Origin of the sequence: Streptomyces sp. NPDC004732 (assembly GCF_040609235.1) — a bacterium.
Taxonomy (GTDB): Bacteria; Actinomycetota; Actinomycetes; order Streptomycetales; family Streptomycetaceae; genus Streptomyces.
This window is the reverse complement of the sequence record NZ_JBEXJR010000001.1, coordinates 72,007-97,757: the sequence shown is the minus strand read 5'-3', so window position 1 is coordinate 97,757 and position 25,751 is coordinate 72,007. Positions and strand designations below refer to the sequence as shown.

The 25,751-nt window shown below is 72.9% G+C and carries 11 protein-coding genes; 5 read left to right on the top strand and 6 right to left on the bottom strand.

Features of this window, described 5'->3' with window-relative positions; all coding sequences use genetic code 11:
* Positions 1–146: 146 nt before the first annotated feature.
* Genes ABZV77_RS00380 through ABZV77_RS00370 form a run of 3 tightly spaced genes read right to left on the bottom strand, consistent with a single transcriptional unit; the run spans position 147 to position 14,385 of the window.
* On the bottom strand, positions 147–6,671 hold the full coding sequence (locus ABZV77_RS00380) for an SDR family NAD(P)-dependent oxidoreductase (RefSeq protein ID WP_356248719.1): 6,525 nt from the start codon (positions 6,669–6,671) through the stop codon (positions 147–149).
* A gap of 2 nt (positions 6,672–6,673) precedes the next feature.
* On the bottom strand, positions 6,674–10,969 hold the full coding sequence (locus ABZV77_RS00375) for a beta-ketoacyl synthase N-terminal-like domain-containing protein (protein ID WP_356248717.1): 4,296 nt from the start codon (positions 10,967–10,969) through the stop codon (positions 6,674–6,676).
* Positions 10,969–14,385, bottom strand: coding sequence for an amino acid adenylation domain-containing protein (locus ABZV77_RS00370; RefSeq protein ID WP_356248715.1), 3,417 nt, complete (start codon positions 14,383–14,385; stop codon positions 10,969–10,971). Before ABZV77_RS00370 ends, ABZV77_RS00375 begins: the two co-directional genes overlap by 1 nt.
* Before the next feature lie 346 nt (positions 14,386–14,731).
* On the opposite strand from ABZV77_RS00370, the gene ABZV77_RS00365 reads away from it, so the two are divergent.
* Positions 14,732–15,508 (top strand): alpha/beta fold hydrolase, encoded by a 777-nt coding sequence (locus ABZV77_RS00365; RefSeq protein WP_356248713.1) that lies wholly within the window; start codon positions 14,732–14,734, stop codon positions 15,506–15,508.
* A gap of 113 nt (positions 15,509–15,621) precedes the next feature.
* Here ABZV77_RS00365 and ABZV77_RS00360 read toward each other — a convergent pair whose 3' ends face one another.
* Together ABZV77_RS00360 and ABZV77_RS00355 are read right to left on the bottom strand one after the other, a co-directional pair.
* Positions 15,622–16,383, bottom strand: coding sequence for a response regulator transcription factor (locus ABZV77_RS00360; RefSeq protein ID WP_356248711.1), 762 nt, complete (start codon positions 16,381–16,383; stop codon positions 15,622–15,624).
* A 384-nt stretch (positions 16,384–16,767) separates the two neighbouring features.
* Positions 16,768–18,315 (bottom strand): class I SAM-dependent methyltransferase, encoded by a 1,548-nt coding sequence (locus ABZV77_RS00355; protein ID WP_356248709.1) that lies wholly within the window; start codon positions 18,313–18,315, stop codon positions 16,768–16,770.
* A 353-nt stretch (positions 18,316–18,668) separates the two neighbouring features.
* Here ABZV77_RS00355 and ABZV77_RS00350 point away from each other — a divergent pair, with 353 nt between their 5' ends.
* Entirely contained in the window at positions 18,669–19,463 is a 795-nt protein-coding gene (locus ABZV77_RS00350) for a YqcI/YcgG family protein (RefSeq protein ID WP_356248707.1), read from the top strand.
* On the opposite strand, the gene ABZV77_RS00345 is transcribed toward ABZV77_RS00350, so the two are convergent.
* Positions 19,403–20,641 (bottom strand): cytochrome P450, encoded by a 1,239-nt coding sequence (locus tag ABZV77_RS00345; RefSeq protein ID WP_356248705.1) that lies wholly within the window; start codon positions 20,639–20,641, stop codon positions 19,403–19,405. The two genes, ABZV77_RS00350 and ABZV77_RS00345, sit on opposite strands and share 61 nt — an antisense overlap.
* Positions 20,642–20,868: 227 nt before the next feature.
* Between ABZV77_RS00345 and ABZV77_RS00340 the strand changes: the two genes are divergently transcribed.
* From ABZV77_RS00340 to ABZV77_RS00330, 3 genes are all read left to right on the top strand, one after another.
* Positions 20,869–22,272 carry a hypothetical protein gene (locus tag ABZV77_RS00340; RefSeq protein WP_356248703.1) on the top strand — a complete coding sequence of 468 codons (1,404 nt, stop codon included), beginning with the start codon at positions 20,869–20,871 and terminating at the stop codon, positions 22,270–22,272.
* 72 nt (positions 22,273–22,344) lie between these two features.
* The gene (locus tag ABZV77_RS00335; RefSeq protein WP_356248701.1) at positions 22,345–22,575 is read left to right on the top strand and encodes an MbtH family NRPS accessory protein; all 231 of its coding nucleotides are present in this window, start codon (positions 22,345–22,347) and stop codon (positions 22,573–22,575) included.
* The gene (locus ABZV77_RS00330; RefSeq protein WP_356248699.1) at positions 22,572–25,706 is read left to right on the top strand and encodes a beta-ketoacyl synthase N-terminal-like domain-containing protein; all 3,135 of its coding nucleotides are present in this window, start codon (positions 22,572–22,574) and stop codon (positions 25,704–25,706) included. Before ABZV77_RS00335 ends, ABZV77_RS00330 begins: the two co-directional genes overlap by 4 nt.
* Positions 25,707–25,751 lie beyond the last annotated feature (45 nt).

Genomic DNA, 25,751 nt, shown 5'->3' with positions numbered 1-25,751 from the left:
CCGCACCTGCTCGGTGCAGACCGTGGAGACGGTGCTGAGCCGTGTCTACCGAAAGCTCGGCATCCGCTCCCGGACCCAGCTCGCCGCCGCGCTCACCGGACAGCCGGCCTGCCTCATACGTTGCCGGTGTGGCTCAAGTGCCGGTGTCAGCGCGGTCGTCGGCGGCTCCGGGCGGACTGGCGGCGGTCGGCTCGCGCCTGGGCCGCGGCTCGGGTGGGGGGCGGCGTCGCGGGGGTCTCCAGGAAGGCCGCGAGGCTCGCGACGGTGGGATGACGGAAGAGGTCGACCATCGAGAACTCCCTTTCCAGGGCCGCCTCCAGGAGGTTGTGCACGCGGGCGAGGTGGAGCGAGTGCCCCCCGAGGTCGAAGAAGTTGTCGTGCGGGCCCACGCGGTCCACGTGCAGGACGTCGCGCCAGGTGCGGACGACCAGTTCCTGGGTGGGGCCGGACGGAGCGCCGGCTCCGCCGGACGACGACTCTCCCCCGGTGTCGGAGAGGACGCAGCTCGTCGGGTGGCCGTAGCGGTCGGACAGTGCGGCCGGGGGCTCCGCCTGCGGTGCCGGGGTGTGGGCGCTCAGGCGGTGGACCAGTCGCGCGGGAGCGTCGAGACGGCTGCGGATGAACGGCTTGGACGCGTCGAGGCCGATCAGTACGTGCGGGCGGTCGTGCCGCAGGGCGTGCAGGAAGGCGCGCAGTCCCTCGCCGCGGCCGATGGGGTGGTAGCCGCGGGCGCGGCTGGGTTCGGTGAGGTGGCGGCCCCTGCTCATGCCGGTCTCCTCCCACAGGCTCCAGGCGAGACTGCGGACGCGGAGGTCCTTCGACCGGTGCGCCCTGGCGTCCAGGTGGGCGTTGGCGGCCGCGTACCCGCTCGCCAGCGCCGCGCCGAGCGCGCCGTTGACGGAGGAGAAGCCGATCAGCACGGTCTCCGAACCGCTTTCGGCGAGGCAGTCGAGAAGGACCTGCGTGCCGGTGGTCTTGGGGGCCAGCACGTCGGCGAGTTCGTCGACGCTCTGGGTGAGGAACGACTGCTGGCGGAAGCTGCCCGCGAGGTGGATCACTGCGTCGGGCTCGCGTGACCAGCGCGCCCGGGCCAGGTCCAGGGCGGCCCGCGTCCGGTCGGCGTCGCAGACGTCGGCCACGGCGTACAGGACGTCTCCGCCACGGGCCCGCAGCGCCCGCAGGCTCTCCACGCGTGCGCGGGCCACGGGATCGTCGGCCGCCGTACCGGCATCCTCCGGCAGCGGGGTGCGGCCGAGGATCAGCAGCCGGGCGTCGTAGGCGTCGAGCAGGTGCGTGCAGATCTCGGCGCCGAGCCCGCCGAGTCCACCGGTGACGACGTACACCCCTCGGTGCCGCAGCGGGGGGCCCGACTCCGCGGGGGTGGCGGGCAGTTGGGCGAGGCGCGGGGCGAGGCGGCGCCCTTCGCGTACGGCGGCTTCCGGCTCACCGGGGCGGGCGGTCAGTTCGGCCAGCAGATGCGGCAGGTCGCTGCCGGGGGTGCCGTCGCCGGGCAGGTCGAGGTGGGAACCCGTGAGCCAGGGGATCTCCTGGAGGAGGCTGACGAGCAGCGCCAGACGCGCCGCCCGGTCGCTGTCGGGCTCGTCACCGGGGGCCGCGTGCTGGGTGTGGCGCCCCACGACGCGCAGGGTGCGGTCGCCGCCGTCCTCGTCGCGGTGGGCGTCCAGGGCCTGTACGAGGTGGACGAGGCAGGCGGTCTCGGCGGGTACGGGCCGGTCCGGTTTGCCCTCGGCGGGCGGCGCGTAGGTGCTGAGGTCGACGATCTCGCCGGGAGTGAGGCCGTCGGCGTCGAGCGCGTCCAAGAGCCAGTCGTGGTCGTCGCGGTGGTCCGGGCGTATGCGGTAGTGGCCGGCGGCGAGCCGGGCACGGTCCTCGCCGAGGTCGACGCGGGCGGCACGGCGCCCGTCCGCGTCGAGCAGGGGCAACAGGCCGTCGGCCAGGCCCAGTCGGTCGGCGATGACCAGCATGGTGGCGTCGGAACAGGGGCCCTGCTGAGGCCGGGCGGGGGTCCAGCGGCGTTCGTGGAACCAGTTGGGCAGGGTCCGTTCGTTGCCCAGGGCGAGGTCGGTGGCGCGGATCAGCTCGATGAAGTCCCCCGCGTGGAAGCGGTCGCGCAGCTTGGAGCGCTGGATCTTGCCGATCTCGGTCTTGGGGATCTCCTCGCGGTCCACGGGCAGCACGTGGCGGGGGTTCAGGCCGGTCCGGCGTACGAGGTGGGAGCGGATCTCGCGAATCGCCTCCGCCGGGTCGGCCGGTCCGCCCCTCAGGTGGACGAAGAGCACGAGTCCGTCGGTGGTGGCACCGGGGTCACGGACCGCGCACGCCGCGGTGAAGGAGTTCTCGACGCTGTCGAGTTCCTCCACCACTGACTCGATCTCGTGGCAGTAGTGGTTGACGCCGTTGATGATCAGGACGTCCTTGGCGCGACCCGTGATCGTGAGGGCGCCGTCGCGGAGCACGCCCAGGTCGCCGGTGTCGAACCAGCCGTCCTGGGTGAACGCGGCCCGGTTGGCGTCGGGGTTGTCGTGATAGCCCGACGTGACCGTGGGCCCCTTCACCAGCAGGCGCCCCGGCACCCCCTCGGGCAGGGTGCGCTCCTGCGCGTCGGCGATGCGCAGGGTGGTGCCGGGAAGCGGACGGCCGACCTCGGTGAAGGGGTCGTCGTCGCCGGTGGACTCGAGCGTGAAGGCGTCGGAGTACGTGACGGCCGACGACGTCTCGGACATGCCCCAGGAGGGACGCATGGCCGTGGCGGGCAGGCCGTGGGGGGCGAGCGCGGACAGGAACCTGCGGGCGACGCGGGGCATGATGGCCTCACCCGCGTTCTGGATGAACCGCAGGCACGACAGGTCCCAGGTCGCCCCTGCGGCTTCCGCCACCCGGTCGTTGACGAGGCCGAACGCGAAGTTGGGCGCCCAGGTCAGCGTCACCCGGTGGGTGTCGACCGCCTCCAGCCAGCGCAGCGGCTCCTGCAGGATCCACGCGGTGGGCGCGTGGATCTGACGGCAGCCGAGGTAGACGTCCCGCACGTGGAACATCACGATGCCGCCGACGTGGTCCAGAGGCATCCAGTTGAAGGACACGTCGCCGGGGCCGAAGCCGTTGGCGGCGCCGGTGGCCGCGCAGCGGGCGAGCACGTTGCGGTGGCGCAGGGCGACGGCCTTGGGGGCGCCGGTGCTGCCCGAGGTGAGCAGCAGCAGCGCCACGTCGTCGGGGTCCGCGGGGTGCGGTGTGCCGGGGGCCGCGGTGCGCAGTTCGTCGAGGACGCCGATGCGTACCGGAGTGGTCCAGGAGCGGCGGGCGGCGGCCTCTTCGAGTGCGGCGGCGGTCGTGGGGTCGGTCAGAACGATCGGTGCGCCCAGCAGTTCCAGGGCTCCGGCGAGCCGGTCGACGGCGGGGCCGTCCTGGGCCGGGGAGACGGGTGCCAGCGGTACGGGAACGATGCCGCCGAGCACGCAGGCCCAGAACGCGACGAGGAAGTCCCGGTGGTCGGGGCATTGCAGGAGGGCACGGTCACCGGCGGCCAGGCCGGCCGCCCGCAGTCCGCCGAGCACGCGTCCGGCGTCATCGGCGAGCGCCGCGTAGTCCAGTTCGCGTTCCTCTCCCTGGTGGTCGAGGAGCAGGATGCCGCCTTCGGCGGTGGCGGTGGCGGCGGCGCGGTGCAGCGCCTCGGGGAGGGTCGTTACGTCCGGTGTCGCACTGCCGGGGCCGGTGAACAGCGCGAGGCGGGTGTCCTCGCCGGGCGCCGCCTGGGGGGTGGCGGAGTCGGTGGTCCCGGCCGCGCCCCCGTCGTCCGCCGGCTGGTCGGCGAGTGGCCCGGGGATGTCGGTGTGGACGCGGTCCTGCGGGCTCGCGGCGGTGTCCTCGGTCAGGGTGACCTTCGCCGAAGGCAGGGCGTCCTCCCACCGGCGGATCAGTTCCTCGTCGAGCACAGGCAGGGCCCGCAGGGCGGCTTCGTCCAGGCGTCCGGCGCGGGTGCGGGGCAGGGAGGTGACCGCGACGTAGGCGCCGGGGACCAGTGCGGCGGGCAGGAGCGCCGCCGCGTGGGCGCGCAGCCGTGCGGGGTGGAAGGGGCCGGTGGGCACCACGTACGCGACGAGTTCCTCGACCCCGTCGGTGGTGGTCAGGGGCAGTACTGCGCACGCGGCGAGCGATTCCTCGCGCAGCAGTGCGTTCTCGATGTCGGCGGGTGCGGCGCTGCGGCCGTCGCGGCGCAGCCGGTCCGCGGTGTCGTCGAGGGAGAGGCGGCCTGCGGGCAGCAGGCGGCCGCGCCAGGTGACGGGCTGCCGGGCGCCGGGGGTATGGAGGGACCCGGGTGCGTGGAGGGGGCCGGGGATGCCGGTCGCGAGCGGCCGGGAGCGGGCGTCGACGGGGACGACCGGGCGGTTGCCCGGCTCCGCGCTGCTCAGCTCCTGGTCGGTCAGGCCCGGTGCGCAGTGCAGGGCCGCGGCGTAGCCGCCGGCTTCGGGGAGCGGCCACAGGCGGTGCAGCTCGGCGTCGCTGTGGGCGTGGAAGCGGTCAGCGAGGCGGGCGGTCAGCCGGCCGCCGTCGGTGAGCACCAGGCGCAGGCGTGCGGCTTCAGCGGCGACCGGGGTGGCCAGGGCGGTGGGCGGCAGGAACGCGACGGTCGCCGGGGTGTGTTCGGCAGACCGGGCCGGGTGCACGGACGCGCCGTGCAGCAGGGGCCACAGCAGGGCGTGGACGGTGGAGAGCAGCGCGTCGGGCCGGTGGTGCAGCACGGTGTCGTCGGCGGTGAGCGGGGTGCGCCGCTGCAACCAGTCCACGGTGTCGCAGAGTTCGGCGTGGGTCACCGCGACGGGTCCGTGGTCGCCGTGGACGACGACGGCCGGATCGTCGGGCTGTACGGGCCGGGTCTCCGGTTCGCGGGCGCCCTCGGCGGTCGGCAGGTCGGCGAGGTCCAGCGTGGGCAGGGTGAGCGGCCAGGGCGGCGCGCCGGTGGTGAGCAGCAGCCGCGCCTCGCTGTCGGCGAGGAAGGCGTGCGCCGCCGCCTCGGGCAGGGCGGGGTCGAGCGGAATCCAGACCGCGCCGAGCCGGAGCAGCGCGAGCGCCGTCGTCACGGAGGCGGGCCCGGGCGGCAGACACACGGCGACGCCCTGCCCGTGGCGCGCCCCGTGAGCGCGGAGCTGCTCGGCGGTGGCCTCGACGCGTGCGGCGAGGTCCGCGTACGCGTACCGATCAGTGTCGGTCGTGAGGGCCGTGGCGTGCGGGGTACGGAGGGTCTGCGCGGTGAGGCGTGCCGGGACCGTGTCGGGTGCGAGGGCGGCCGGGGCGGGGAGGGCCGGGGCGTCGTCCAGCGGCAGGTCCGCCACGGGGCGTTCGGGGGTGCGGACCGCTTCGGCCAGGAGGCGGTGCAGGTGCCCGGTCAGGCCGCGTACCGTCGATTCGTCGAAGAGGTCGGTGCTGTACACGATCGTGCCGCGCAGCTGCCCCGCGTCGAGCCACAGGTGGAACTCGAGGTCGAACCGCGTGGATGCGCGCGGCAGCGCCTCGGCGCGCAACTGCGCGTCGGGCAGGGCGCGTTCGGTGTCCGGCCCGCTCTGCAACGCGAAGAGGGTCTGGAACAGCGGTGTGCGGCTCGCGTCGCGCTCCGGCTGGATGTCCTCCACCAGCTTGTCGAGCGGGACGTCCTGGTGGGCGAAGGCGTCGGCGCACATCTGCCGTACGCGGCCGAGCAGTTGTGCGAACGAGGGTTCGCCGTCGAGGTCCGCGCGCAGCACGAGGGTGTTGACGAACAGGCCCAGCAGGGCCTCGGTCTCGACCTGTTCGCGGCCCGCCACCGGGGAGCCGATCAGCACGTCGTCCTGCCCGGTGTAGCGGTGCAGCAGTGCGCTGACGCCCGCGAAGAGGGTCATGAACAGGGTTGCCCGGTGGGATCGGCCCAGTGCGGTGAGCGCCTCGGTCAGATCGGCGGGCAGGGTGAGGTCGACGCGGGCGCCGCGGAAGGCCTGTTCGTCGGGGCGCGGGCGGTCGGCGGGCAGCTCCAGGGTCGGCAGGTCACCGGCCAGCTGCCCGCGCCAGTAAGCCAGTTGGCGTTCGAGCTCGGGTCCTTCGAGGCGGTCGCGCTGCCACTCGGCGAAGTCGGCGTACTGGATCTCCAGCTCCGGCAGCCCGGTGGGTTCGCCGGTGAGCCGTTCGCGGTAGAAGGCGGTCAGCTCCCGGGTCAGGAGGTTGAGCGACCAGCCGTCGGTGACGATGTGGTGCTGGCACAGGACCAGCAGGTGCCGGTCGGGTCCCGTGGTCACGAGCGCGGCCCGCAGCAGCGGTCCGCGGGTCAGGTCGAAGGGCTGGTCCACCCAGTCGAGGGACCACTGCCGTTCCTGCTCGGGAGGCACTTCCGCGGTCTCCAGGGCCACCGTCCCCGAGGGGGCCACGACCTGGAGCGGTTCGCCGTTCTCCGTGGCGAAGGTGGTGCGCAGGATCTCGTGGCGCGCCACCACCTGTGCCAGGGCGGAGCGCAGCGCCGCGATGTCGACACGGCCCGACCACCGCAGCGCGAGCGGGATGTTGTAGTACGGGTTGTCGCGCTGCAGTTGGTGGAAGAACCACATGCGCTGCTGGGCGTACGAGGCGGGGAAGCGCAGCGGTCCGGCGTCGGCGTGGGTGGTGGGATCGGGGTGCTCGGCCAGGGACACGGCTACTCCGTCTCGGTCTTGACGTGCTGCTCGGAAGGGTCGCCCTGGGCGGGCGCGGGGACCGCGGCGGTGGGCCGGCCCCGGCGGGCGCTGCGGCGGATGCGGCCCGCGGTGGCGGGCGCGGCCTGCTCCAGGAGGAGGACGAGGTCGGCGACGGTGGGGGCGTCGAAGATGCGGCGCAGCGACAGTTCGACGCCGCACCGGTCGCGCAGCCGCGCCATCAGCTGCATGGCCAGGAGCGACTCGCCGCCCAGGTCGAAGAAGTTGTCGTGGATGCCGATGCCGTCGATGCCGAGCACTTCCTCCCAGACCGCGACGACCTCCTTCTCGCGCGGGGTGGTCGGTGCGGTGTGGGCCACGGACAGTTCGGGGCGCCGGTTGAAGGAGCGGCCGACGGCGGCGGTCCGGGGGGCGGCGGTCCTGTCGTCGGCGCGGGCGGGGGTGCCGCGGCGGGCGACGACGAGGGTGTGGTCGCCCGCGTCGTGCGTGGCGGAGCGGGGGAAGGTGGTGACGTCGGTGAGGCCCTCGGAGCTCAGCAGCTCCTGCCACACCTCCTTGCCGACCAGCGGGGAGCCCTCGCGCAGGTCGTCGTCGAAGTACCACCAGCCCTCGTACAGGCCCGTGGTCATCAGCGACCAGCGCTGCTGCCGGGACGCCTCGAGCAGCATCGTCACCCCGTCGGGGACGAGGAGGCCCGCGGCGTGGCGCACGGCCTGCCGGAGGTCGGGGGTGGCGTGCAGCACGTTGAAGGCGAGGACCAGGTCGAAGGAGCCCGCCGGGTAGCCCTGCGGCGCCGGATCGCGGGTGATGTCGAGGACGCCGAACTCCATCCCCGTCAGCCCTCGTTCCTGTGCCTGGCGCTGTCCGTCCAGGACGAAGGAGCGGCCCAGGTCGGTGAAGTGGTACTCGACGCCCGGCAGCGAGCGCAGCTCCTCGGCGACCTCCCAGGTGAGGTAGCCGCGTCCGGCGCCGATCTCCAGGACGCGCAGCGGCCGCCCGCCCGACTCCGCGGCCAGCCTGGCGACGGTACGGGCGATGAGTTTGCGGTAGAGCGGGATGTCGCTGAAGGCCAGCCTGCGGTCGATGAGGGCGCGCTGGCGCTCGTCGCTTCCCTCGGGCAGCAGCACTTCGGTGCCCGCCAGCGCTCCGGACAGGACCTGGGGGTAGTGGCGTACGCAGTGGTCGAGGTAGGCGAGGTCCTCGGCATGGTCGGGGTGGTCGCGGACGATGGCGGCGGTGAGCGCGTCCGGGTCGCCCACGGCGTCGACGGCCGGGGTGAAACGCAGCCGGCCCGCGTCGTCGGTCAGCAGGCCGTCGTCGACGAGCAGGGCCAGCAGGGCGTCCACGAGCGGCCGGTAGGCCGGGACGGTGCGGAACGCCGCGTGGACGGCGGCGCGTTCGACGACGGAGCCGGGTGCGGTGGGGAGGCCGGCCCGGTGCAGCAGCGCGCGGACGTGGGCGGCGGCCAGGGCGTCGAGGCTACGGGTGAGTTCGGCGGGCAGCCTGCGGGCGGCGTGCTCGGCGCCGAGCTGCTGCGCGGTGCCGGTCATCCAGTCCAGGTGCGCGGAGAGGGTCGCCGGGACCCGTGCCGTCGGTGGGGCGGCGAGCGGCTGGACGTCGATCCAGTGCCGGGTGCGGGCGAAGGGGTAGCCGGGCAGGGGGACGCGGCGGGGGTCCGGCCCGGTGGGCAGGGCGTCCCAGGTGACGTCCGCGCCGTGGCTCCAGGCGTCCCCCACGGCCTGGAGCAGGGTGCGCCGGTCCGGCTCCTGGGCCTGCGGGTGGCGCATCAGCGGCAGCACCGGCGTGCCGGGGCCCGCCTGGGCCCGGGCCAGCGTGGCCAGGGCGCGGCCGGGGCCGACCTCCAGGACGAGCGGGTCGCCCTCGGCGAGCAGGGTGCCGAGCCCGTCGGAGAACCGCACCGGCTCGCGGGTGTGGCGTACCCAGGCGGCGGGGTCCGTGGCCTGTTCGGGGGTGACCCAGGTGCCGGTGAGGTTGGAGACGTACGGGATCTCGGGGGCGTGAAGGGAGACGGTGCCCAGCGTCCGGGCGTAGGTGTCGAGGACCGGGTCGAGCAGGGCGGAGTGGGCGGCGGCCCCGAATCGGATGCGCCGGTGGTCGACGCCTTGTTCCGTCAGCCGTTGTCCGACGCGGGCCAGCGCGTCCTCGGGTCCCGCGACCACGCACGCGCGGGGTCCGTTGACGGCGGCGAGCGACAGCTCGGGGTCGAGCAGCACCGCCTCGGTCTCGTCGAGCGCGACGCCCATCATCCCGCCGCTTCCTGCGGCACGTTCGAAGAGTTCCTCGCGCCGCACGACCAGCGGCAGGGCCTCTTCCAGGCGCAGTACGCCGGACACGCAGGCCGCGGTGTACTCCCCGAGGCTGTGGCCGAGCAGCGCGGTGGGGCGCAGGCCCCAGGACATCACGAGGCGGGCCAGGGCGTACTCGGTCGCCACCAGGGCCGGGAAGACCCCGCCGGTCGCGGGCTCCTCCTCGTACAGCATCTTGCGCAGGTCGGTGGGCAGGTGCGGGCGGAGGATCTCGGCGCAGCGGTCGATCTCCGCGCGGAAGACGGGTTCGCGCTCGTACAGGTCGCGGCCCATGCCGAGGTGCTGGGATCCGGCGCCGGGGAAGAGGAAGACCACGGGGCGTGCGGGGGCCGCCCGGTGGGACGGTCCGGCGGGGGCGAGCGCGCGGGCCGCTTCGAGGGTGTCGCGGGCGACGACGGCGCGCCGGTGGGGGTGGGCGCGGCGGCCGGAGCGCAGGGTGTGCGCCACGTCGGCGAGGGCGAGTGCCGGTTCGTCCCGCAGGCGCTCGCCGAGCCGTTGTCCGAGGTCGTCGAGGGCTTCGGGGGTGCGGGCCGAGAGCACGAGCAGGTGTTCCGCGGCGTCCTCGGCGCGGGGCGCGGGGGTGGGCGCCTCTTCGAGGACGACGTGCGCGTTGGTGCCGCCGATCCCCAGGGAGCTGACGCCGGCGCGCCGGGGGTGGGGCGCGGCGGGCCAGGGGCCGGTCGTGGTCGGCACGTAGAAGGGGGTCGTGTCGAGCGACAGGTGCGGGTTGGGGCTGCGGAAGTTCAGGCTGGCCGGGACCGTGCGGTGCTCCAGGGCGAGGACGGCCTTGATGAGTCCGGCGATGCCGGCCGCGGCGTCGAGATGCCCGATGTTGCTCTTGACCGAACCGAGCGCGCAGAAGCCGGTGCGGTCGGTGTCGAGCGCGAACGCCCGGGTGAGCGCGGCCACTTCGATGGGGTCGCCGACCGGGGTGCCGGTGCCGTGCGCCTCGATGAGGCCGATGGTGTCGGCGTCCACTCCGGCCAGGGTCCGGGCGGTGACGAGCACTTCGGCCTGACCGGCGACGCTGGGGGCGGCGAAGCCCACCTTGCGGTCGCCGTCGTTGTTGATCGCGGTGCCCTTGATGACGGCGTGGATGTGGTCGCCGTCGGCGAGGGCGTCGGCCAGCCGCTTGAGGAGGACGGCGCCCACTCCTTCGCCGCCGAGCATGCCGTTGGCGTCGGCGTCGAAGGGGCGGCAGTGCCCGTCGCGGGAGAACGGTCCGTCCTGTACGTAGCGGTAGCCCTGGCGCAGCGCCGGGTTGAGGGAGACGCCGCCGGCAATTGCGACGTCGCAGCGCTCGTCCAGCAGGTCCTGGCAGGCGAGATGCACCGCGACGAGCGAGGTGGAGCAGGCGGTCTGCACGGAGAGGCTGGGGCCGGTCAGGCCGAGTTCGTACGAGACGCGGGTGGCGAGCGTGCTGGTGACGTTGCCGAGCTGCGCGTGGTGCTGGGCCAGGGTGTCGCCCGCGCGGACGCGGGGGTGGACGTGGTCCAGGTAGTAGCGGCTCTGCTGCGCTCCGGCGTACACGCCGACCGGTCCCTGGGTGGTGCCCGGTCCGTAGCCCGCGTGTTCCAGGACGTGGTGCGCGCATTCGAGGAAGAGGCGCTGCTGCGGGTCGAGGAGTTCCGCCTCGGCGGGCGGGTAGCCGAAGTACTCGGCGTCGAACTCGTCGATGCCGTCGACGACGGAGGCCATCTTGACGAGGTAGGGGTCGTCGAGCCGGGCGGGGTCGCCGCCCGCTGCGAGGTACTCGACGTCGTCGATCGGGGCGACCGATTCGCGCCCCGCCGTCAGGTTGTCCCAGAAGGCCGTCAGGTCGCGCGCTCCCGGGAAGCGTCCCGCCATGCCGATGACGGCGATGTCCGTGTCGGCGTACCCCTCGTCGGCTGTCTTGGCGACGTCCGTAGCGGGGTGTCCCTCGTCGGGCATCTCGGCGTCTGCTGCCAGTGCGTTGTCCACAGTCCTCATCACGTCCTCTCACCGGGGCCCTCGTGGGTCCCGGCCGTGCCCGCCGTTCCTCGGCCCGTGCGTCGCTTGCGGCGTCGGGCCCGGTCCCGCACGCGCGCCAGCTCCGGGTCTCCGCCGTCGTCCGGGTCCCGGGCCAGGTGCGCCGCGAGCGCGGCCACGGTGGGGTGGTCGTACAGCTCGACCAGGGGGATGTCCCTGCCCAGGCGGCGCCTGTACAGGGTCTGTGCGCGTACGAGCAGCAAGGAGTGCCCGCCCACGTCGAAGAAGTTGTGCCGGGTGCCGATGTCGGTCCGGCCGAGCAGCTCGGTCCAGACGGCGGCGACCTCGCGTTCCAGGTCGCTCTCGGGGTGGACGAGGGCGACGGCGGGGGCGGGGGCCGGCTCCAGGGCGAGGAGGGCGGCGCGGTCCGTCTTGCCGGCCGCGGTCAGCGGCAGCTCGCTCAGCAGGTGCAGTTCGCCGGGCACCGCGTAGTGCGGCAGCCGGGCGGTCATCCACTCCCGCAACTCCCCCTCGGTCACGGGATGTTCGGGTACGCACCAGACGGCGAGGCGGTCGCCGCCCGGCGCCGATGAGCGGACCAGTGCGACGGCTCTGCGCACCGCCGGGTGGGCGCCGAGGGTGGCCTCCACCTCGCCCAGTTCGATGCGGGAGCCGCGCACCTTGACCTGGTGGTCGGCACGGCCGATGAACTCGACGCGCCCGTCCTCGCGGTAGCGGGCCAGGTCCCCGGTCCGGTAGAGCCGTCCGCCGGGCTCGACGCCGAACGGGTCCGGCACGAACGCCGCGGCGGTGCGCGCCGGGTCGTTCAGATAGCCGCGGGCCAGCGGCATGCCGCCGATGTGGATCTCTCCCACCACGCCGACGGGGACGGGCTGTTGGGCGGGGTCGAGCACGTAGAGGCGGGCGTTGGGGTTGGGCCTGCCGAGGGTGACGACCGCGCCGTCCTCGTCCTCGTCGAAGACCTGGCAGCTGATCCCGATGGTCGTCTCCGCCGGGCCGTAGCCGTGGTACATGGTGGCGTCCAGGCGGTCACGGAAGCGCCGGTAGAGCGCGGGGGTGAGCGCCTCGCCGCCGCACCACAGGTGGCGGATCGAGCGGGCGGACCGGCTGATGTCGTCGCGCTCGAGGAGGACCTCCAGCATCGAGGCCACGATGTAGAGGAAGGTGATCCGCTCCCGCTCGATCAGTTCGGCCAGGTGGCCGACGTCGCCGTGGGCGCCGGGGTCGGCGAGGACGAGGCGGGCGCCGTTGACCAGGGGCAGGAAGATCTCGTTCACGGAGATGTCGAAGCCCATGGGCGCCTTGTGCAGGACCCGGTCCTCCTCGGTCATGCCGAGCAGCGCGGACTGCCACACCAGGCGGTTGGAGATGGCCTGGTGACGGATCATCACACCCTTGGGGGTGCCGGTCGAGCCGGAGGTGTGGATGACGTAGGCCACGTTCTCCATCGCGGGTTCGCCGGGGGAGGGGGCAGGAGCGTCGAGCGGGGGCAGGGGCTGTGCCAGGTCCAGCACGGGAACGTCGAGCGGCGGAGGCGCGGCGGTGTACCGGCTGTCCGTCAGCACCAGCCGGGGGCGGCTGTTCTCGACCACGGAGCGCAGCCGCAGAGGGGGCCAGTCCGGCTCCAGCGGCATGAACGCGCCGCCCGCCTTCAGGACCGCGAGGAGCGCCACCACCAGCTGCGGGGTGCGCGTCAGGTGCACGCCTACGATGCGCTCGGGGACGACCCCGTCGGCGCGCAGCCGGTCGGCCAGCTCGTCCGACCGGGTCTCCAGTTCGCGGTACGTGAGGGTGGTGGCGCCCGCGACGACGGCGATGTTGTCGGGGGTGCGGGCGGCCTGTTCCGCCACCAGCCGGTGCAGCGGGCGGTTCTCGGCGGGGTCCTCGCGCGAGCGGCTCCACTCGGTCAGCGCCCGGTGTTCCTCGGTTTCCGTCAGGATCCGCAGGGAGCTCAGCGGGGCGTCCGGGCGGGCCGTCGCGTCCCGCACGAACGTCAGGAGGTGGCCCAGCATCCTGCCCAGGGCCGTCGGCGAGAAGAGGTCGGCCCTGGCGGTGAGTCCGAAGGCGAGCCCGTGGGGGGACTCCCGCACCTCGAGGACGAGCGGGAAGCGGGCGGTGCCGTTGTGGTGCGGGTGCTCGGCGAAGCTCACGGTGGGGGTGTCCACCCGCCGGGGCTGTGCGGTGACGAAGGAGAACACCACGTCGAACAGGGGCGCCTGACCGACCGCGTCGGCGGGCCGCAGCGCCTCGACGACCCGGTCGAACGGTACGTCCTGGTGGGCGAAGGCGTCGGCGCAGACGTCCCGGGTGCGGGCGAGGAGCGCCCGGTAGGACGTGGCGCCCGCGAGGTCGGTGCGGAGCACCACGGTGTTGCCGAAGTTGCCGACGACGTCCTCGAACTCGGTGCGGCCCCGGTTGACGACGGGGGAACCGACGGCGACGTCGCTCTCGCCGCTCCAGCGGTGCAGCACGGCCTGATAGCCGGCGAGGAGTGCGGTGTACAGCGTGGCGCCGCTCGTGCGGGCGAGGTCGCGCAGGGCGCGGCTGTCCTCGGCGCCGAGCAGCGCGTCGCGGCGGACGCCGTCCGTGTCGCTGCCGGTGTCGCCGTCGGGGCGCGGGTGGTCGGCGGGCAGAGCGAGGGTGGCGGGCCGCTGCCCCAGGCGGCCCTTCCAGTAGTCGAGTTGTCGGTCCCAGGCACCGCCGTCGCGCTGCCTGTGTTCCCACCGTGCGGCGTCGGCGTACTGCACGGACGGGCGCTCGGGCACGGCGCCGTGCCCGCCGCTCGCCACGGCGTAGCGGGCGGCGAGCTCGTCGAGGACGCGCCCCCAGGACGTGTCGTCGAAGGCGATGTGGTGGACCGTGAGGGTGAGCAGGTGGTCGGTCGGCGTGAAGCGCAGGACCCGCAGGCGCAGCGGCGTCTCCTCGTCGAGCCGGAAAGGCCTGCGCCCCTCCTGCTCGATGGCGCGGTCCGCCGCGTGCGTGCGCTCGTCGTCGGGCAGGGCGCCCAGATCGGTCAGGTCCAGCGGGACCGTGTCCGGCGCGGGCAGGACCTTGCGGACCGGCGCTCCGTCGTCCCCGGCGGGGTAGAGGGTGCGCAGGATGTCGTGGGCGGCGATCAGGCCGGTGACGGCCTCGGTCAGGGCGTCAGGGTCGAGGGCACCTGTGAGGCGTATGCCGCCGCACAGGTTGTACGAGATGTCGTCCGGCCGCAGATGACGCAGGAACCACATGCGCTCCTCGGCGGCGGTCAGCGGCGCGGGCACCGACTCGGCGTCACCGTTCCCCGGCTCGTGGGCGGCGACGGGGGCGAAGGCGGATTCCGGCTGCCCGAGTCCCGCCTCGGCCAGCAACAGCCGGGTGAGTTCGCGCTTTTGTTCTTCGGGGGATATCTCGGTGCGGTCATCGGTGCTCGTCACTGCGCGGGTCCCCTGTTTTCTCTCTTCGGAACAGTGAGCCGGATGCCCCGACAGGCATTCCCGGAATTCCCGGAGTCGTTGTTCTCCGATGGTGCCGGTAACCGACTCCCTCGGCCCGGACCGAACGTAGCAGTGGGGTGCGCGGTCGTCTTCCAACTCCGGTAGCCATCGGGGACTCCAACTGTGGTTCCGCCTCGCGTACCGGAGTATCCCCGACCTTGTCCATAGGCAGGAGCATATGTACGATCGCGGCTCCCCTGGCGGCCGGGAATTACTCGGAGAGAGCCGGACGAAAGACGATGTCCCTTTGGGGCGCCACAGCCAAAAGACATGCGGGAGACGGAGCATGACGGCCGAAAAGACAGATCCCGGGCGGTGGCTGCGCCGTCATCCGGGGGAGCCCGGAGCACCGCGTCTGGTGTGCCTCCCCCATGCCGGCGGCGGCGCCAGTTCCTACCAGGGGTGGGCACGGGAACTCACACCCCGGGTGGAGGTTCTGGCGGTGCGCTACCCCGGGCGCGAGGACCGTTTCGAGGAGCCGCCCGCGTCGAGCGTCGAGGCGCTCGCGGACGAGATCGCGGCGGCGCTGCCGGTGTCACGGGAGCGGCCGCTGGTGCTGTTCGGGCACAGCATGGGGGCCGCTGTCGCCTTCGAGGTGGCCCGGCGGATCGAGCGGGCCTGCCCGGGCGGGCTCGCGCGGCTCTGCGTGTCGGGGCGTCCCGCGCCGCACGCGGCCCCGTCGTCCGCGGTGCATCTCCTGTCGGACGACGCCATCGTCGAGGATCTGCGGGCGATGGACGGCACGTCGCGCGACATTCTCGACAGCGCCGACTTCCGGTCCCTTTTCCTGCCCGGAATCCGGGCGGACTACCGTCTGATCGAAACGTACCGGCCCGATCCCGGAGCGCGGATCTCCGCCCCGGTCTCGACGTTCTGCGGCACCGACGACCCGCATGTGGGCCCCGGGGAAATGCTGCGCTGGGGCGAGGTGACCGACGGCGGCCTCAGCTCGCGCGTCTTTTCCGGCGGGCACTTCTACCTGCACGAACGGCTGTCGGAAGTGATCGAAGAGGTGACCGGGGCGCTGGGCTTGGCACGTCGGCTGGACGTGCCTTCGGCGTAAGGGGTATCAAGTGCCGGCGGTCCAGTCGGCACCAGGTGCCCGCGAGGCAGTCGGTATTACGTGCCCGCGGTGCGGCCGGCGGTGCGGGGCGCCCTCTCCGGCGCCCCGCACCGTCAGCCGGCGGCCCTGGGTTCCGAGACCGCGCCGGCGACACCCATCTCATACGCGAGGATGACCGCGTCGACCCGGTTGCGCAGGGCCAGCTTGCGGCAGATGCGGTTGAAGTGGGACTTGACCGTCGCCTCCGAGAGCACGAGCACATCGGCGATCTGCTGGTTGGTCAGCCCTTGGGCGACGAGCTGGAATATCTGCATCTCACGGGGTGTGAGCAGGGCGAGTTCCCCGGAGGGGCGGAGCGCGTCGAGCCGGTGGGTGCGCCGCAGCGCCTTCAGCACCTGACCGACGATGCCCGGGCTCATGGCGGCGCCGCCCCAGGCGACGTCCCGGACGCCCGAGACGATCTCGGACGACTCCCGCTTGAAGAGGAAGCCGCGCACACCCGCGCGGGCGGCCCCCAACACACTCCCGTCGGCCAGTCCGGCCTCGGACGCCAGGAGCACCACGCCCGTGCTGCCGTCGAGCCGGTCACCGACCAACCGGCGCACCACGTCGAGCAGATCGGGGCCCGGAAGGTCGGCGTCCATCAGCACCATGTCGGGCCGGTGGGCGCTCGCCAGTTCCAGCAGCGAGGCCCCGTTGGCCGCCTCGCCCTGGACCCGGAAGGCCGGGTCGTTCTCGAAGAGCGCGCGCAATCCGCGCCGCACCAAGGGCTGTTCGTCGCCGAGCAGCAGCTTGATGCGGCCGGTGCGCACGCCCGGTCTGGGCCGCGCCGGCGTCAGTCCCTCGCGGCCGTCGGCAGCCTGTATGGCACTCACGCATCCCATCGCCAGTTCCCCCATCAGACAAGTCATCCATCCGCCGGTGCGCCTGCAACGCACAAAAAGCGTGGGCTGTTATGAGCCACAGCCTAAGTGAGGCTTACATAATTTTGCCGGAATTTAATCTTCCGCTTTTATGTTGGCGCGTTTTTCCCTCCCGTCGGGACGCCGGGAGTCCGCACCGGAGGTGTCACTTCCGCCCCAGCTCTGCGCTCTCAAACCTTTTGCGATATGAAAACTGTTATCACGTCGATCTGTGGGTACCCTTATTCAGCCACGGAATTCCTGCCCCTTACAGGCGTCACCGGGTCGGACCAACTCGTGCATATAGCAAGAAGTTGGACCGAATGTCCCTCGAAGCGCGCCCGGATCACGCCCGGATCACGCCCATTGAATCGAGCGGTATGCGCCTTCGACGGACACGCCACCGGGCTGGTCCGGCAGCGACTCCAGGAGCACGAAACGCCCCGGCAGCACGGACTCGCCGCCCTGCGCGCGCACATGGGCGCGCAACTTGACCGGGCTCAGGTTCTCCACCCGCCCGTACCACGGCCGGTTGACGGGCCGACGCGGCGGGGCCGGCTCCTCGGGGAAACGGACCTCCGGCGCCGCCGCCCCGTCGTCCACGCGCACCAGGCTCACGTCGAACGCCCCGTCGGGCAGTGAACGGGCCCAGCTGAGACGGACCGCATAGGGCAGGTCGTCGCCCAGCGACCAGATCTCCTCCGGCTCCATGCCGCGGGCGGACTCGGCGTCGGCACGGGCGCGCACCTCCCCCGCCACGGCCGGACGGTCATGACGCGCGAGGAGTTCGGCGGCGACGTGGTCGGCCAGCACCCGCGCGTTGGGCACACCGAGCAGACCGAGCACGGCGGGGCGCTCCTCCTCCAGGTGGCGGCGGAGCTCTGCCGCGCCCCAGCGATCCCGCTCCCAGGGCTGCCACTCGGGCACCACGGCCTCACCGCCGGGCAGACGGTCGAGGCGTATCACCACGTCGTAGCGGAACCGGTTCATCTCGGTGCGGCGCGTCCCCCGCCGCAGCAGCACCGCCACGTGCGCGACGCGCGGCAGCCTGCCGGCCAGGGCGGTGAAATAGCTGGGGTCGATGATGAGTTCGGTCCCCGTGCAGCAGCGGCGCTCGACGAGGGCCTGCACCTTCTCGCTCGGCGCCCGCTCCGGGGCGCGGGCCAGCTCCAGGCCCGCGCCGAACGCCCGGCCCAGCGCCGCCGAACGCACGTCCCCGATGAAGAGGAACCCTCCTTCGTCCACCGCCTCGACGGCCTGGCGCACGACCCGGTCCAGATACTCCTCGTCCGGGAAGTACTGCGACACCGAGTTCACGACGAAGCCGTCGACAGAGCGCGGGGGCACCGCGGACATGTCGTCGGCGGGCGCCTGGAAGACCTCGACGCCCTCCGGCAGTTCGCCGCCGAAGGCCCCGCGGATGCGGTCCACCGCGCCCGCCGAGATGTCACTCGCCAGGTAGCGCTCGGTGCCCGGAGCCAGCCGGTGCAGCAACAGGCCGGTGCCGCAGCCCACTTCCAGGAGGCGCCGCGCACCGAGGCCCTTGATGCGGTTCACCGTGCCGTCCAGCCAGGCCCGCATGTCGTCCTCGCTCAGCTCGCCGCCGGTGTAACTGCTCAGCCAGCCGCGGATGTCGAAGGTCGGGTCGTCGGACGTCGGCTGCGCGTAGACGTGGTCGTACACGCCCTGCCACTCGGCGACGTACTGCCGGCGGAGGGCGGCGCCGTCGTCCTGGACGACCTCGTTGCGGCGGGGGACCACATACGCCGTGCGCACCGGCACGCCGTCGGGCGCCACCTCGGTCAGGACGGTGCAGTGTTCGACACCGGGGTGGGTGCCGAGGATGCGCTCCAGCTCATCGGCGGCCGCCGCCGCTTCGGAAGTCCGCGCGTCGAGAGCGGGCATGTGATTCTCCTTCTCTGAAGGCCATGGCGGGCCGGGAGCGGCAAGCCATCGGAAGTGCGGATTCCCGCGGTCGGCCACTGGAATGCGGAAAGGCGGTTCGGGTACGCCCGTATCACCACCGGAAGATGCCCACATGCTATCGATCGGCATTGTCCACCGGAAGGCGATTGTCTGCCGAGCGGTGTACTACATCCCACGGTTTACACGACGTCCCCTTCTTGCACACTCGGTTGCAGAGCGGATTGCCTACTCGAGTTGGAAGACCCGCTCCACTGAACGCTGGTAGCGTCCTCGCCGATCGGTGCCCGGGGCCAGGGCAGCGCAAGGAAAAGCTACCGGCGGGGTGAATTCACATGGCAGAGAACGTCATCGGCGAAATACCCGAGTGGGGTCCCGAGTGCATTCGGGATTTGCAGGAGACGCTCCTGTCGAGCACGTCGCCCTTCCCCTGCACTTTCGCGGTGTCGGGGACCAAGCGGGACAGCCTGCGCTTCGGCTTCGTGGAGTCCCTGGACGACCGCGGCACCTGGGACGGACTCGGGGACACGCTCAACGCCTATCTGTCCGGATACAAGGAACTTGGCCGCGAGACGTCACTGATCGTCTTCTTCCGGCCGGACGGCCGCACCCGCACGATGGGGGAGTACCGGGCGAAGTTCTGGTCGGTGCTCCAGCATCTGCACGACACGGACGAGAGCCCGTGGCCCGCGGAGGTGCCCCACGACACGGACGACCCGTGGTGGGAGTTCAGTTTCGGCGACACCCCGATCTTCGTGGTCTGCAACACCCCGGCGCACGTCCTGCGCCGCAGCCGGCACAGTCCCGTCTTCTTCATCACCTTCCAACCGCGGTGGGTCTTCGAGGAGTTGGGCGCCGAAACGGCTCCCGGTGCCGCGGCGCGGCGCATCATCCGCAAGCGGCTCAGCCGTTACGACGCCGTCGAGGCGTCCGAGGAACTCGGCTCGTACGGCGACCCGGACAACCGGGAGTGGCGCCAGTACTTCCTCGCCGACTCGTCGGACGCCCCCGAGGCCGAAGCGAGCCGCTGCCCCTTCCGGTCCCGCGACGGCGAACGCGTCTCCGCCGGTCAGGCCACCGGGCTCGACAGCACCATGCGCTTGGAGCCGAGGACGGTGGGCGAGGTGTAGGGCACCGGCGGCTCGGCGAAGCGCAGTTCACCGCATCGCTCGAGGAACATCCCCAGCGCGATCCGGGCCTCCATCCGGCCCAGCGGGGCCCCGATGCAGAAGTGGACGCCGTGGCCGAAGGACAGGTGCGGGTTGGGGCTCCGGGTGATGTCGAAGGTCTCGGGGTCGGTGAACTGCCGCTCGTCGTGGTTGGCCGAGAGCACCCAGGAGGCCACCATCACGTCCGCCGGGACGTCCACTCCGCCGAGGGTGGTGTCGCGCGTGGTCAGCCGGTACGCGAGCGGGGCGGGCGGGCTGTAGCGCAGCACCTCCTCCAGGGCTCCCGGGACGGCCGCCGGGTCCTCGCGCAGGGCGGCGAGGGCGGTCGGATTCTCGTCGAGACATACCAGGCTGTTGCCGAGGAGCAAGGTGGTGCTGATGTGTCCGGCGAGCAGCATCATGAGGGTGATGGTGAACACCTCGGACTCACTGAGGCGTTCGCCGTCGACCTCGGCGGCCACCAGCCGGCTGAGCACGTCGTCGCACGGCCTGCGGCGCCGGTGGGCGGCGTGGTCGAGGATGTAGTCCTGCATCTCCAGCAGCAGCGCGTTCATGTTCTCGGGCAGCTTCAGCCGCTCGGCGTCGACCGCGCTCGCGTCGTGGTTGGCGGCGACGAGGTCGTCGGCCCAGCCCCGGAACATCGCGTGGTCCGACGCCGGGACGCCGAGCAGTTCCGCGATGACGGTGACGGGCAGCGGGTTGAAGAAGCCGGTGACCATGTCGACCTCGTCGCGGCCCGCCATGGCGTCGAGGAGCCCCGTGGTGATCTCGGTGATCTTCCCTTCGAGCGCGAGGACGGCACGCGGGGTGAGCGCCTGGGCGACGAGCTTGCGCAGCTTGCTGTGGCGCGGCGGATCGGTGACGCTCAGGTGTCCTTCGAGCAGGTTCGGCACCGGGCGGCCGTCGGCCGTGGTGGCGGCCTCCCCCGTGGGCGGCGGCACCAGTCTGCCGAAGTCGGAGGAGAAGGTCTGCGGGTCCTTCAGCATTTGCTGGGTTTCGGCGAAGCCGAATACCTGGCAGGAGCGCGTGGCCTCGTCCCAGAGCGCCGGGTTCTCCCGACGGTTTCGGGCCAGCCATTCGCGCAATGGCCGTCCGCCGTCCTCACTTCCGGGCGGCGGGCTGGTCACGGTCTCGGTCATCGGTCCACTCCCCATTCACGGCCGTGGTCGGGTTCACAAGTCGGCCGGCCCGGTCACCATAACCACGGGGGCGGCGGCTTGCCCAGGTCTCTCAACTTCGGGTGGTAGACGGGGTTTCCACCCCTGGTTGGACGACTCCCGCCGAGGTCCGTTGTTAGCTTCATATCCGCTCGAGGTCGCGCGCGAACAGTGCGTCACCATCGGCGCCGAAGAAAGGGAAAGAATTCATGTCCCCTGTCTCGCGTATCAAGAGCGCCCCGGACGACCCCAATGGAATTGTCCGGCGATACGCAGCCAATAGCCCTTTCCGCAGTGCGACGGCGGAAGAACTGGTCAACGAGGACAACCCGTTCAGGCGGCCGGTCCGCCCGCACGACCTGGGTTTCCTCGACTACGGCACGCCGCTGACCGCCGACCGCGTACTGCGGCTCAGCGCCCTTCTCGGCCACCGGATGCTGCGTACCGTGCACGACGCCGACCTGCTGTTCGTGCCGGCCGGTGGTGCCGGACATCCCAGCGCCGACGACGCCGAGGCGTTCCGGTCGGTGGAGAACCGTGTCCTGGCACTCCAGGCGGGCCAGGTCCTCGAACACCATCTCTTCCACTGGCTGGGCGAGCAGCACACCCCGGTCGAGGGCGGGACCGACGCCGTCGTCCGCCATGTGCAGGGCGTCCTGGAGGAGCGGCGGGCCCACCCCGGCAAGGCCCTCGACGTGGCCCGGTCCACCCGTCACCGCGCCGACGCGGCGACGTACCTCCTCGCGCAGCTGACCGCGGCGCGACCGGCCGTCCAGAGCGGCGTGGGCCGCGGCCTGCTCGGCGACTACGGCACCGCGCACCCCGCGCTGCGGGGGCTGCTGCTCGACGACCTGCGCGAGCGCGCGGACCGTCTGCCGCACTACGAGGCGCTGCTGGGCGGCGCGGAGCTCTCCGCCGAGCCGTACGCCTACTGGCAGTTCCTGCTCGGTTCGTCGCTCGCGGGCGCCAACCATCTGCACTCGGTGGCCCGCGACCACGCGCGCCTCGGCGAGTTCCTGGGCGCCTGGGTCCACCACCGCCTCGACGAGTCCGTCACCGCGGCCGCGTACGGCGAGGTGTTCCGGGAGGCGTTCGGCGAGGACGGCGCCGCGTACTTCACCGGTGTGCCGCAGCTGACCGGTGAAAAGCTCGCCGAACTGACCGGGGCGCTGCTCGGGCCGCTCGTGGAGCGGTTCGGCGCCGACGGTGCGCTCTCCTTCCACCGCGGCTTCGAGGACGCGCGCCGGCTCGCCGCGGTGTCCGACGGCGATCTCGCCGTGCAGCTGGACTGGGCGGACCGGCTCGACGAGTACAAGGACAAGGCGGAGAAGCTCGACGCGCTGATCGCGGCGAACGGCATCGAGGTCGACCTCGAGACGTTCGTGGAGTCCCACGAGGAGACGTCCACCACCCATGTGCACGACGACCACCGGCTCGTCGTCGTGGAGGTCGGGCAGATGCACTTCTGGAACAACGTGGGCCAGATGATCCCCATGAACGAGGGCGACAAGCTGCTCATCCCCGCCGAGCGGCTGCACGGGTCGATGGTGCGGTCGGGGACCTGCACGTACCACCAGCCCGTCATCTCGGAGGAACTGCTCAGTCAGGTCTGAGCCCGCCGTCCCCCGCCCACCCCAGCACGCCGTTCCACGGGCTGGCGCCCGGTACTTCGCGAAGGACTTCCGGTGACACTTCCGGCAACAGAGGAGCAGGACGGCAGCGCGTACCGCGTCGTCGTCAACGACGAGGAGCAGTACGCGCTGTGGCCTGCCGACCGGGCCGACCCGCCCGGCTGGCGCCGCGAAGGAACCACGGGGACCCGCGCGCGGTGTCTGCGCCGCATCGAAGAGGTCTGGACGGACATGCGCCCCGCGTCGCTGCGGCGCCTGATGGACGGGCGGGCGACGGCACAGTGAACGCATACAGCCACGACGACGCACCCCTGGAGCGGGGCGGCGACGACGAGCGCGGGGACGACCGGATCGCGGTCGTCGGTTTCTCCGGCCGCTACCCGGGTGCGTCGTCGCCGCGGGAGTTCTGGGCGCTGCTCCGCGACGGCAAGGAGGCGCATACCGAGTTCACCGAGGAGCAGCTGCGCGCCTCCGGTGTCCCGGAGGCGCTCCTGGACGATCCCCGGCTGGTGCGGCGCCGTCCGGTCCTCGACGGGGTGGAGCTCTTCGACGCCGCCTTCTTCGGCTGCACCCCGCGCGAGGCCGAACTGATGGACCCCCAGCAGCGGTTGTTCCTGGAGTGCTCCCTGGAGGCGCTGCAGTCGTCCGGGTACGAGCCGGCGGCCTTCGACGGTTCGATCGGGGTGTTCGGCGGCGGCGGTCCGACCTCCTACTGGCAGCGCCACCTGTCGGCCGATCCGGCCTATCTGCACGAAGTGGGCGAGTTCCAGGCCCTGTTGGGTAACGAGAAGGACTTTCTCGCCCCACGGGTGTCGTACCGCCTCGATCTGCGCGGGCCGAGCATGAGCGTGCTCACGGGCTGTTCGTCGTCCTTGGTGGCGGTGCACCTCGCGGTGCAGAGCCTGCTCGGCGGCGAGAGCGACCTGGCTCTCGCGGGCGGCGTCACCGTGTACTTCCCGCAGCAGGCCGGCTACGTGCACAACGCGGGAGGCGTCAACTCGCCCGACGGCCGCTGCCGGGCGTTCGCCGCCGACGCCAACGGCACCGTGCCGGGTGACGGCGCGGGCGTGGTCGCCCTCAAGCGTCTCGCGGACGCGCTGGCGGACGGCGATCAGGTGCTCGGCGTACTGCTCGGCACGGCCGTGAACAACGACGGCGCGCACAAGGTGGGCTTCACCGCGCCGAGCGTCGGCGGGCAGGCCGAGGTCATCGCCGAGGCGCTGGCCGTGGCCGACGTCGAGTCCGAGTCGATCTCGTACGTCGAGACGCACGGCACGGGCACCCCGCTGGGCGACCGGGTCGAGGTCGCCGCGCTGACGGAGGCGTTCGGGACGGAGAAGCGCGGCTTCTGCACGCTCGGCTCCCTGAAGCCGAACATCGGCCACACGGACACGGCGGCCGGCGTGCTGGGGCTGATCAAGGTGCTGCTCTCGCTGCGCCACGAGGAGATCCCGCCGGCCGTCAACTGCGCGGTGCCGCACCCCGACATCGACTTCCCGAACACCCCGTTCCGCGTGAGTTCCCGGCCCACGCCGTGGCCGCGCGGCGGCGAGGCGCGCCGCGCCGGCATCAGCTCCTTCAGCGTGGGCGGCACCAACGCCCACATCGTCGTGGAGGAGCCGCCCCTGCCGCTCCCCTCCGCCGCCGAAGAGGGCCCTCAGCTCCTCGTGCTCTCCGCCCACGGCGACGCGGCGCTGCAGCGTTCCGGGGCGGCGCTCGCGGACTGTCTGCGTGCCGAGGAGGCTCCGGCGCTCGCCGACGCCGCGCACACCCTGCGGGTCGGCAGGCCGGCCTACGCGCACCGCATGGCGCTGGTGAGCCACGACCGTGCCGAGGCCGTGTCGGCCCTGGACGGCACGGGTGTCACCCCCGTCACCGTGGGGCGCGCCGACCCGTCCGGGCCCGCCCCCGACGTGGCGTTCCTCTTCCCCGGTCAGGGCAGTCAGCGTCTCGGCATGGGGCGCGGGCTGTACGTGACACAGCCCGCGTACCGCGCCGTCGTCGACGAGTGCGCCGCGCTGCTCGCCCCCGAGCTGGGCGAGGACCTGCGCGCGGCGCTGTACCCGGCCACCGAGGACGCCGATGCCCTGGACCGCGCGACGCGGCGCCTCACCGAGACACGGCTCGCCCAGCCCGCCCTGTTCACCACGCAGTACGCCCTCGCCCGGCTGCTCGGCACCTGGGGCGTGCACCCCGCGGCGCTGCTCGGGCACAGCGTCGGCGAGTTCACCGCGGCGTGCCTGTCGGGTGTCCTCGCGCTGCCGGACGCGCTGCGCATGGTCGCCCTGCGGGGCCGGCTCCTCCAGGACTGCCCGCCGGGCGCGATGGCTTCGGTGCCGCTCGCCGTCGAGGGGGTGCGGGAACTCCTCGACCCGGCGGGCGAGGTGACGGTGGCTGCCGTCAACGCCCCGGAGCAGACCGTGGTCTCGGGCCCCGTCGCGGCCGTCGAGGAGCTGACCGGCCGACTGGTCGCCGCCGGGCACCGCGTCACCGCACTGCGGACCTCGCACGCCTTCCACTCGGCGCTGACCGCCTCGGCCGTGGAGCCGTTCACCGCGGCGATGGCCGGTGTGCGGCTCGGCGCGCCCGAGGTGCCGTACCTGTCGAACGTGACCGGCACCTGGATCACCCCGGAGCAGGCCACCGACCCGGCCTACTGGGGACGGCAGTTGCGCGAGCCCGTGCTGTTCGGCGAGGCGCTGCGCACCCTGCGCGACGCGCCCGCCCGGACGCTGCTCGAGGTCGGCGCGGGCAACACGCTGCGGGCTCTCGCGGGGCGCGGCACCGGTCCCGGCGGCGCCCCCGTGGTGGCCACGCTCGGCTCGGGCCAGGACGCGGCCGACGCCGCTCCCCTGCTGGACGCGGTGGCCCAGCTCTGGGTGCGCGGCGTGCCGGTGGACCTCGCCGCGCTCGGCGGGGACGCGCAGCGGCGCCGGGTGGCGCTGCCGACGTACCCCTTCGAGCGGCAGCGCTACTTCGTCGACGTGCCCACCGGTGTCGTCGGCGCGCATGTGGCCGGGCCATCCTCCGCTGCGGCGGCGGCACCTGAGCCGGCCGTGCCCGCCGAGGCGCCGGAGGAGCCCCGTCTCACCCGGTACGAGCGGCCCGAGCTGCCCACCGCGTACACAGCGCCGCGCACCCCGCTGGAGGAGACGGTCGCGGAGGTCTGGCAGGACGTCATGGGCGTCACGCCGGTCGGGGCGCACGACAACTTCTTCGATCTGGGCGGGCACTCGCTGCTCGCGGCGCAGGTGGTCGCCCGGCTCCAGGCCCTGCTGCCGGTCACCCTCACCGTCACCGATCTGCTCTCGCAGGCGCAGACCGTCGCCCAGACGGCCGAGGCCGTGGAGCGGCGGCTGCACGAGAAGTTGCTCGGCATGTCCGACGAGGAAGCCGCCCGGCTGCTCGACGAGTGACTCCGGGGCCGCCCCGCGGCACACCAGAACATCCCAAGCGCCCGC